This window comes from Nocardia sp. NPDC060220 (assembly GCF_042727815.1).
Taxonomy (GTDB): domain Bacteria; phylum Actinomycetota; class Actinomycetes; order Mycobacteriales; family Mycobacteriaceae; genus Nocardia.
The window spans coordinates 1-6,573 of record NZ_JBHWZY010000359.1; the positions used below are offsets into that span (position 1 = coordinate 1).

General features: G+C 66.8%; 3 protein-coding genes and 2 pseudogenes. All 5 read right to left on the bottom strand.

The genetic code is table 11. The features are described from left to right. Positions 1-192 (bottom strand): annotated as a pseudogene (locus tag ACFWF3_RS19315) (MFS transporter); the annotation flags it as partial. A gap of 3 nt (positions 193-195) precedes the next feature. Then, a pseudogene (locus tag ACFWF3_RS19320) lies at positions 196-1,362 on the bottom strand (DUF4246 domain-containing protein); the annotation flags it as partial. Positions 1,363-1,439: 77 nt separating this feature from the next. Next, complete coding sequence (locus tag ACFWF3_RS19325; protein ID WP_379314715.1) at positions 1,440-3,959, bottom strand: polynucleotide kinase-phosphatase; 2,520 nt, start codon at positions 3,957-3,959, stop codon at positions 1,440-1,442. Further along, positions 3,960-5,357 carry a 3' terminal RNA ribose 2'-O-methyltransferase Hen1 gene (locus ACFWF3_RS19330; RefSeq protein ID WP_379314716.1) on the bottom strand — a complete coding sequence of 466 codons (1,398 nt, stop codon included), beginning with the start codon at positions 5,355-5,357 and terminating at the stop codon, positions 3,960-3,962. It abuts the gene before it with no gap. Positions 5,358-5,405: 48 nt separating this feature from the next. Further along, positions 5,406-6,573: hypothetical protein (locus tag ACFWF3_RS19335; protein ID WP_379314717.1), on the bottom strand; the 1,168-nt coding region annotated here is incomplete at its 5' end.

The following is a 6,573-nucleotide window of genomic DNA, read 5'->3' on the forward strand; positions in this document are numbered from 1 at the left end:
GATCAGCATCGCGGGGTTCTGCGCCAGACCGGCCACCACGGAGCCGATGACGAAGACGACCAGGGCTATCTGGACCAGGACCTTCTTGTTGTAGAGGTCCGCGAGCTTGCCCCAGAGCGGCGTGGAGGCCGTCATGGTCAGCAGCGAGGCGGTGACGACCCAGGTGTAGGCGCTCTGGCCGCCGCCCAGGTCTTGGTTGAGCGCGTCCTCGTCGGCGAGACCGAAGACCTCGCGCATCCCGGTTTCGTCGTTCTGGTCGTATTCCGGGTCGTCGATCGCCGCGCGGAAACCGAGCCGGCTGTCGGTGATGTTCTCGTTGTCCCAGTAGTAGATTCCGGTGGCGACGATGCTTTCGTTGAGCATTGCTTCGACGTGCCACGAACCGCCCGGATATTCCGGCTTCTCGGGGGTGAGGTAGATGTTGGCGAGTTTTACGATGACCTGCAACCTGCGCCCGGTGAGGTCGACGCGGTCGCTGTCGTCGACGGGTGTGGGCGGCTGAAAAGTGGGGGCGTCGGGGATGGCCGGTCGGCGGTTTTCCCGCCATTCGTCCCAGGCGGCGTCGAAGGCTTCCTGGGCTTCGTCGCTCTCATCGGCCGGCTCGGTGGGTTCGGAGTCTTCGTACCAGGTGAAGGGGTTGACGTCGATCCGCACCGGTCGTGGTCGGCGCAGGTCGGTCAGCACATTGGCCAGCAGTGGGAGCATGCGGGCGAACAGTTCCGGCAAGACGGATTCGAGTGCGTGATGGCGAGCCGGGTCGACGTTGTTGACGTAGGAACGGAAGGCGACGTCGCCGGCATCGGTGACATCGACATCGGTGGGCAGCCATTGAAACTTCGGCGAGTACGCGTACCTGGCATCGTTGTTCGCCAGGCTGGGCCATGGTGCGTCATCGGACCGGCTGACGCCGCGAACCAGGCAGTACAGCGAGGGATGGACGAGATCGCGCAGCTGTCCGTTCGAGCCGGGATGCCAATCTTGTTCTGCCGCTGGAACATCCTCGATCACCCGAGCCGCCGCGCGCAGACGATCCCGTAGTGCGTCGTCGATCAGGGTGTCCGATTGCCACACCCCGTCGACAGCGGACACCTCGATTCCGGTCTCCTCGTCGCGTATTCCGGCGTAATGCGCGAGTTCATCGAGCACATAGCGGATTTGAGCTTCCGTCATCCCGGTCTCGGAGGCCTCCCGGGTCCATCGGGCGACGATGCCGGCGTCCTGCAGCTTCTGATGCCACTGCGATTTCTCCCGAACGGCGGCGCTCAATCGCATCATCTCCAGCTCGCGGACCGTCCTGACCGGTGCGACAGCCACCAGATGAGCGGCACGAAAGGGCAACGGAAACGGGGCGAGCTGAGTCAATTCTCTATTCTCTCAACAGTTCTGGCGAGCCGCACGGTGCGAATACCGGAGACGACACTATTTGACCGCCGCAAAGCTCAGAGGCGAGGGTCGGTCGGCACGGATTCCATGGCCAGGATGGCGAAGACCAATTCGTGGACGCGCCACAGCGGTTCGCCCGCGGCGACGGCGTCCAGGGCCGCCAGGCCGAGCGTGTGTTCGCGCAGGGCAAGGGTGCGTTTGCGGCTGAGGGTGCGGTCGCGGAGACGGGTGAGGTGTTCGGGGGTGGTGTAGTCGGGGCCGTAGATGATGCGGAGGTATTCGCGACCTCGGCATTTGATGCCGGGCTGGACGAGTTTGCCTTTGCTGCGATGGGTGAGGCCGGCGTAGGGCTTGATGACCATGCCTTCACCGCCTGCCGCGGTCATCTCGAGCCACCAGGTGGTGGCGTCGGCTTCGGCGGCAGGGTCGGACAGGTCGACGATTCGGCGGCCGGTGGGGCGGAAGGTCACGGGGTCGGCCGCAACGAGTCGGTCGCTGATGTCGAGGTGCCAGCCGTGGTCGCGGTCGGCGTAGCCGGCGCCTTCGGAGGCAAGGAGGGCGAACGGGGCGATCTGTACGCCGTCGAGTCCTGTTGTCGGCCAGCAGTATCGGCGGTAGGCGGTGGTGAAGCTGTCCGCGTTCTCGGCGCGGTCGGCGGTGCGGGCACGCAGTTCGCCGAGGTCGAGCCCACGGGCCAGTCCGGCGTCGAGTGCCGCGACCGCGGCGGGCAGCGCCGACCGTGCGGCGGCGCCTGCGGCCGCGTACTGGGTGCGGATCAGCCCCGCGGCCTTGGCGGACCAGGGCAGCAGTTCACAGTCCAGGAGCAGCCAGTCCGAGTCGAGTTCGTCGAAAAGTGGTGCGGCCGCTGCGCGGACGCGATCCAGGAGCGTCTCGGTGAGGGCCGGATCGTTGAAGAACGACCGGCCGGTGCGGGTGTAGATCGCACCGGAGCATCCGTCGCCGACCCCGAAACGGGCCGCTGCCTTGTCACGGCACACGAGTACCACGGCCCGCGACCCCATGTGCTTCTCCTCGCACACCACCTTGCCCACGCCCGCCGCGCGATAGTCGGCGAACGCCTCGGTGGGATATTCGAGATACCCCTCGACGGTCGACGTCGACGGCGGGGACATGGTCGGCGGCAACCACAGCAACAGCCGAGGATCGATCGCGAACCGGCTCATCACCTCCAGCGCGGCCGCCGAGTTCTCGGCATCGACGATCACCGTGCCGTGCTCGGTGCGGATGTGCCTGCGCCCGGTGACATCGGCGAGGTCGAGCGTCTCGTTGTCGCGCGCGGATTCGGCCTCGGCGAGTGGCCGGATCGGCTCGTAGTACATCCGCTCGGCCTGCACCGCGACGAACGTCTTCTCGGGGTAGCGCAGCGCCGTCAGCTCGCCGCCGAACACCGCACCGGTGTCGAGACACACGGTGTTGTTGATCCACTCCACCTTCGGCGTCGGTACGTGCCCGTAGACGACCATCGCCGCACCGCGATAGTCCCGCGCCCACGGATAGCGCACCGGCAAGCCGTATTCGTCTGTCTCCCCGGTGGATTCGCCGTAGAGACAGAAGTCGCGAACCCGCCCGGACGCACGACCGTGGTACGCCTGCTTCAGTCCGGCGTGCGCGACCACGAGCCGCCCACCGTCCAACCGCAGGTGGCTCACGAGGTCGTGGATCCACTGCGCCGCGGACTCGATGAACTCCGGTGTCTCGCTGCCCAATTGCTCGAGCGTCTCGGCGAGGCCGTGGGACACCGTGACGTTCTTGCCCCGCAATTTCTTCAGCAGTTTCTGCTCGTGATTGCCCGGCACGCACAGCGCGTTTCCGCTCGCGGTCATCCCCATCGCCAACCGCAGTACTCCGGGGGAATCGGGCCCGCGGTCGACGAGGTCACCGACGAAGACCGCCTGACGTCCCTCCGGGTGGGTGGCATCGACAGCACGCCCGGCTTCGTCGCGAACCAGCGTCCATCCGAGTTCGCCCAGCAGCGTTTCCAATTCGGCCCGGCAGCCGTGCACATCGCCGATGATGTCGAACGGCCCCGTGAGCTCACGCCGGTCGTTCCACGCCTTCTCGTAGGTGATCGTCACTTCGGCCGGATCGCTGACGACGTGCACCTTGCGAAAACCCTCGCGACCGAGCTCGCGCAGGGAACACCGCAGGTCCTGACTCTGCCGCTTCAGCACATTGCGCCCGAAGTCGCGATCGGTGCGCCCCTGGGTACGTTCCCACGCCACAGCTTCGGGCGTATCGAGGACGATCGCGACCGGCAGCACGTCGAAAGACCGCGCCAGCGCGACCAATTCGGCCCGCGCGTGCTTCTGCACATTGGTGGCGTCGATGACGACGCGTCGACCGGCACGCAGCCGGATCCCGGCGATGTGGCCGAGCGCGTCGAAGGCGTCCTTCGTCGCGGACTGATCGTTCTCGTCGTCGGCCACCATGCCGCGGAAGAAGTCCGACGACAGCACCTCGGTGGGCTTGAAGTGCTCGCGGGCGAAGGTGGATTTGCCGGAACCGGAGATGCCCACGAGGGCGATGAGCGACAGCTCGGGGAGGTCGATGTTCATTTACGCGGCCTTCCGGAAAAGCGCGAGCTGGGTGGGGGAGCCGGTCTGCGGGTCGTGGTCGCCGACCGGGCGGATGTCGACGACGTAGCCGAAGGACTCGGCGACGCGGGCACACCAGGCGGCGAATTCCGCACGGGTCCACTCGAATCGGTGATCGTCGTGACGGTGACCGTCGAGGGTCTCGTAGTGCACGTTGTATTCCACGTTCGGCGTCGTCACGATCACCGCGCCGGGCGCGGCATGCCCGAAGACGGCACGTTCGAGCGCGGGCAACCGGGACTCGTCGACGTGTTCGATCACCTCCATGAGCACCGCGGCGTCGAAGCCGCGCAGCCGGTTGTCGTGGTAGGTCAGCGCGGATTGGATCAGGGTGATCCTGGCTCGCTGCCGGTCCGACATCCGGTCGAACTTCAAGCGGCGCTCCGCCATCGAGAGTGCGGCGCTCGAGACATCGGCGCCGACGATCTCGGTGAACCGGGGCTCGGCTTGCAGTGCGAGAAGCAAAGCGCCTGGGCCACAACCGAGATCGAGGACGCGCGCTGCGCCGGTGTCGGCGAGCGCGGCGAGCACCGCCTCTGTGCGGCGCTTCACCAAAGGTGTGCGGCGCTCGGCGGCTTCGACGCGTTCGACCGCGTCCCCGGGGATTTCGGCATCGTCGACCACCTCGTCCGCCGAGCGCAGGCGTTCCAGGGCGGACAGCATGAGTGTCCGTCGTCCGGCCAGATAGCGTCGCGCGATCAGTTCGCGGTCGGGGTGGGCGCCGAGCCAGCCCTCGCCCGCGCGCAGCAGTTTGTCGACCTCGTCGGCGTCCACCCAGTAGTGCTTGGCGTCATCGAGCACCGGCAACAGCACGTAGAGGTGGTTCAGTGCCTCTGCCAGCCGCAGCGTCCCGGTCAAACGCAGGTGGGTGTACGGCGACGGGCCCCATTCCGGGAACTCCGGATCGAGCGGCACCGAGGTGGTCGACACCGTCCAACCCAGCGGCGCGAACAGCCTCTCGACGATCTCGGTCCCACCACGGCACGGCACGGCGGGGACTTCGATCTCCAACGGAATCGCCTTCTCCGCCAGCTCTTGACGGTCCCGGCTCGTGCCGTTCAGCGCCGACCGGAACACCTTGCCCAACGCCACCGACAGCAGGCTCGACGCCACATACGGACGGTCGTTCACATAGCGCCCGAGTGCGGACCCGTTGTGCCCCTTGCTCGGTCGCGCCAGCTCCACCGGATCGACCTCCAGCAGCAGGGCCACGGTGCAGCGATCGACATCGGCCTGTGGATAGAAGACGTGTGCCGTGCCGCCGGTGGTCGTGAACGACTGCACGCGGTCGGGATGTTTGACCACGAGGTATCCGAGGTCGGTCGCCGGCGTGTGAGTCGTGGAGATCGTCAAGAGCACTTGATGATCGTGTCACGGACCGCCAGTGATTTTCGCCGAGTCCGGAGATCATCGGAAGTCGAACGACGGCGGGATGGCGACGATCACGGCGGCCGCCCACACTCCGTAGACGGGCAGGTAATCGGTCTGCCAACGCTCGAGAGCGGCGAAGGTTTTCCTGCCGCGCACGAAGCCGAGCCCGAGGTGGCCCGACCACACGAGGTTCACCAGCAACACCACGTTCAGTCCGAGGGCGACCACCTTGTTGGGGGTGGAGCCGAACTCGGCGATCCGGGTGAGCATGGCGGCCAGCATCGTCGCGTCGACGACCAGCGCGGTGAACACCAGGACCAGCTGCAGGCGGTCGAAGAAGCCGGGTGGGGTCAGCGGATCGCGGGCGGAGATCGTGTAGAGGAGCAGGCCCACGACCAAGACGAGGATCAGGTCCATCAGGATGAGCAGATCGCGGTCGATCGCGGTCAGGCTGCGGGTGGTCGCGAGGGCGGCGAGCAGCGCGAACAGCATGACGATGGTGAGCGGGGTGAAGACCCGGGTGAGCACCGGCGCGATGTTCTCCACGACGTTCTGTTTGGCCTCGACCAGCCAGGCGGCGACGATCACCGCGCCCGTGGCGCCGAAGGGCAGCACCCAGTCCTCGATCACCGGCTCGATGTCAAAATCGAGGGTCCCGAACGCGCCGACTGTCAGTCCGATCAGTACGCCGCCGCCGAGTGCCAGCAAGGTCAGGTAGACGAACCACTCCCCGGTGAACCGGATGAAGTCCATCCGCCGCCGCCCGGATCGCCAGTCGCCGCCCGTGTACGCGAAACCGACCACCAGCCACAGCAGGATCGGCGCGTGGATCGCGGCGATGATCTCGGTCGCCCCTTCGGGCTCGAACGGATACAGGTTCAGCACGAGTGCGGTGAGCACGACGGGCGCGAGCAGCACGGCGCCGACCCGCGCGGAAACCTGGCGCTTCCACGCGAAATATCCTGCGAGGAACGGTAAGACGAGCAGGCTGATGTTGCGGCCCAAGGCGGCCCCCTCCAGCCAGGTGAAGCCCGCTTTGACCGTGACGGCCGCCCCCGCCGCGAGTGCGAGAACCACCATCAGCTCTCGATTTCCCGCGCCGCCCTCGGACTGTTCCGGCACCAGAACGAGCTGCTTCCACAGCCTTTCGGAATGCTCGAGCGCGAACTCACGGGAGATCGCGTCCATGCTGCCCATCCGTTTC